This window comes from Azospirillum sp. (assembly GCF_035627195.1).
Lineage (GTDB): Bacteria > Pseudomonadota > Alphaproteobacteria > Azospirillales > Azospirillaceae > Azospirillum.
Window position 1 is genome coordinate 1 of sequence record NZ_DASPMG010000253.1, and the last position, 3,591, is coordinate 3,591.

4 protein-coding genes are annotated in these 3,591 nt (G+C 69.7%); 1 reads left to right on the forward strand and 3 read right to left on the reverse strand.

The features are described 5' to 3' along the window. Both VED21_RS22615 and VED21_RS22620 read right to left on the reverse strand, forming a co-directional pair. A partial coding sequence (locus tag VED21_RS22615) for a putative Ig domain-containing protein (RefSeq protein ID WP_324886273.1) occupies positions 1–1,647 on the reverse strand: 1,647 nt, incomplete at its 3' end. Then, entirely contained in the window at positions 1,644–1,889 is a 246-nt protein-coding gene (locus VED21_RS22620; RefSeq protein ID WP_324886275.1) for a hypothetical protein, read from the reverse strand. The genes VED21_RS22620 and VED21_RS22615, both read right to left, overlap by 4 nt. A 229-nt stretch (positions 1,890–2,118) precedes the next feature. Here VED21_RS22620 and VED21_RS22625 point away from each other — a divergent pair, with 229 nt between their 5' ends. Beyond that, complete coding sequence (locus VED21_RS22625) at positions 2,119–2,451, forward strand: putative Ig domain-containing protein (RefSeq protein WP_324886277.1); 333 nt, start codon at positions 2,119–2,121, stop codon at positions 2,449–2,451. 61 nt (positions 2,452–2,512) lie between these two features. On the opposite strand, the gene VED21_RS22630 is transcribed toward VED21_RS22625, so the two are convergent. Next, positions 2,513–3,591 (reverse strand): efflux RND transporter permease subunit (locus VED21_RS22630; protein WP_324886279.1); only part of this gene is annotated, 1,079 nt, incomplete at its 5' end.

Below are 3,591 nucleotides of genomic sequence, written 5' to 3' on the forward strand. Positions count from 1 at the left end.
GACATACAGCACGTCGTCGCCGTCGCCGCCGTCGAGGTAGCCGCCGGTGCCGTTAGCGTAGAAGGTGTCGTCGCCCGTCCCGCCGTACAGCGTGTTGCGCTCCGCCGGGGCATCCCTGTCGACATCCTCCCAGAATTCATCGGCGCCGATGCCGCCGACCACGAGGTCGTCGCCGCTCTCCCCTCCCAGCGTGTCGTTGCCCTCGCCGCCAAACACCGCGTCGGTGCCCTCGCCGCCGAGCAGGTAGTCGTAGCCAACGCCGCCGGACAGACTGTCATCACCGGCCTTGCCGCTGAGATAATCGTCGTCAAGCTCCCCGTACAGCTGATCCCGGCCGTTCCCACCGTACAGCATATCGCAGCCGTCGCCACCCCAGGCGACATCGTCGCCATCGCCGGCTCTGACGTCGTCGTCGCCGGCGCCGCACAGGAACTCCTCGTTCCGCGCCTTGCCGTTCAGATGGTTGTTGCCGGCGTTGCCCCGCACCACCGTCCGCGCCGCCGGCACCGGGGACGCCGCCGCCCGCACGCCGCTGCCGCCCGCCGGAGTGATGAACAGGTGGAAGCCGTCGCCGGCCTCCCGCCCCGCGGCATCGCGCGCCGTCACCCGCAACGTCAGGTCCGCCGCCCCCGCCGGCACCGTCCCCGACAGGGTCCGCGTCGCCGCGCTGAAGCGCAGCCAGCCGGGCAGCGCCGTCCCGTCCTCCTGGCGCAGCCGCCACGTCAGCCGCCCGCCGTCCGGGCTGTGGAAGGTGTCGGCCGCCAGCCGGGAGCGGAAGCGGCGCCCCGCCGCCGCCGCCGCCGTCAGCTCCGGCACCGGCCGCACCACTTCCGGCCAGCGCCGCACCGGCAGGGCGCTGACCGCCACCGCCGGCCCGTCGGCAAAGCGCACCCGGCGCACGTGCCGCAGCAGGTCGGCCCCGTCCGGCCCGTCGACCCGCACCGCCCCATCCGGCTCGGCGGTGAAGCGGTACTGGCTTTGCGCGGCGGAGAACAGCGCCAGCGTGGCGTCGGGGCCGCCGATCAGGGTGTCGTCGCCGGGGCCGCCGTCGAGGCGGTCGGCGCGCACGGTGTCGTACAGGGCGTTGCCGGCCTCGTCGCCGCTGACGACGACGGCGCGGGCGGCGGCGTCCCAGCGGGCGGTGACGCCGCCGTCGTCGGCGCCGTAGAGGTAGCGCACCGCCTCGATGTCGCCCGGCCCCGGCGCCTGCGCCCAGCCGGCGGGGCTGTGGTAGGACAGCACGGTGAAGCTGGTGATGTTCTCCTCCGCCTCCAGCTTTTGCATGCCCTCGGGAGGGTGCTCCAGCCCCAGGGCATGGCCGATCTCGTGCAGCAGGATCTCGAACCACTCGCCGCCCGGCTCGAAGCTGTCGTCCGGCGCGATCAAGGCGGTGTTGAGAAAGACATCGGCGGCATTGTCCGATGCATGCCCCCACGGCGTGGAACCCCCGCCAATAGGGGCGGAGGAATAGGCGTAGGTGGCGGGACCACCGTAGAAGCCGTGGAAGGCGTAGGCGACAAAGCGGATGTCGCCGCCCACCTCCGGCGGCACCTCGACGAAGGAGAGGCCGCACACCGCCGCCCAGGCGGCCAGCGCCTGGCGCGCCGCCGTCTTCTCCGCCTCGCTCAGCGGCCGGAAGCCTCTCAAGGTCTGGGGGTGCCGCTGAACGCCGTCTCGGGGAAACTGACGGTGACGGCCACCGGCGTGCCGGGCGGGGCGGCCTCGTTCCAGCGGGCCGGGGTGTTGACCGGTTCGTAGGCCAGTCCTTCGACCACCGCCGACGGGGTGGGCAGGCCCGGGTACAGCCAGTTGGGGATCGGGCTGGTGCGGACCTGATAGATCGGATCGCCCTCGGCGTAGGCGACCCGGCGGCGCGGGGGGGTGGTCATGGTTGTCTCTCCCGGAACGGCACGGCGTCGTGCCCGAATCCACACGTTATGGTTACATTATGCCCCGGACCTATTCTCCTGTTGATCGATAATTTGCCGCGTTCCTGCTCGTCCTGGTCGGATTATGGCCCTGACGGTCACCACCATTCAGCGCTCCCGCAGGCTCTCCTGCCGGTAGCGCAGCAGCGGGTCGAGCAGATACTCCAGCACCCCGCGCTCGCCGGTGCGGATGTCCGCCGTCACCCTTACCGCGACCTTGGAGGATGGACGCCGGCTGCCGTCCTGGCTGCGGTCCAACACCAGCAGCCGCACCTTCTCCGGCCGTGTGCCGCGCATCTTCGCCGGATTGGAACTGAAAGTGACGGCGATTGACCCGGATGGCGAATCCGTAAGCCAGACATACCAGATTACGCCCGTCGGCGCGGTGACCGGCAAGGCGGCGATCCGCACCATGACCTCCGTTCTTTCAGGCGCAACGGCGCTGCCGTTGAGCAGCGCCTCCTCGGTATCGTCGGTTGAAGGGATGGGAGATCGCAACGGCGGCTTGCTGGCCGTGGCCTGATGCCGGCCAGGCGCCTCCGAACCACCGGAGGCGCCTGGAGTCAGCAAGAGGGAAAAATCGGTCAGGCCGACGGCATCAGGTCGGGGATTTTCTCCACTACTCCGCCCTTCTCCGGCGTCTTCACCCGGAACCACGCGGCATACAGCGCCGGCAGGAAGAAGATGGTCAGCACCGTCGCTCCCGCCAGCCCGCCCATGATGGCGACGGCCATCGGTCCCCAGAACACGCTGCCGGCCAGCGGGATCATGGCCAGAATGGCGGCCGCCGCCGTCAGGACAATCGGGCGGGCGCGGCGCACCGTGGCCTCGATGATGCCTTCCCAGCGCGAGCGGCCGTCGCGCACGTCTTGCTCGATCTGGTCCACCAGGATCACCGAATTGCGCATGATGATGCCGGCCAGCGCGATCACTCCCAGCGTGGCGACGAAGCCGAAAGGCAGGCGGAACAGCAACAGGAACGTCGTCACCCCGATCAGGCCCAAAGGCGCCGTCAGCAGCACCATCGCCACACGCGAAAAGCTCTGAAGCTGGAACATCAGCGTTGAAACCATGATCAGCAGCATCAGCGGCATCATGGCGTTGATCGAGCTTTGGCCCTTGGCGCTTTCCTCGATGGCGCCACCCATGACAATGCGATAGCCCTCGGGCAGTTGCACCCGCACGGCGTCCAATTGGGTGTTCACCTGTTGGCTCGCCACCGGCGCCTGCATGCCGCCGGTGACGTCGGCGCGCACGGTCATGGTGGTTTCACGGCCGCGCCGCCACAGGATCGGCTCTTCCAGTTCATAGCGGACGACCGCCACCTGACTGAGCGGCACCACGGAGCCCCGGCCGGTGCGGATGTTCAGCTCACCCAGCTTGGACAGGTCCAACCGCTCCTCGGCCGGGGTGCGCAAGGTCACGTCGATCAACTCGGTGCCCTCGCGGTACTGGGTGACCGGCATGCCGCCAAGCAGCAGTTGCAGGGCGTTAGACAGATCCTGCTTGGTGACGCCCAACGCCCGCGCCTTGGCGGCGTCCACGTCCAGCCGTACCCGCTTGGCCAGTTCGTCCCAGTCCAGGTTGACGTTGGCGAGGTTGGAGTGGCGGCGCATCAGGTCGCGCGTTTCGTAGGCGATGCGGCGGATGGTGTCGGGGTCGG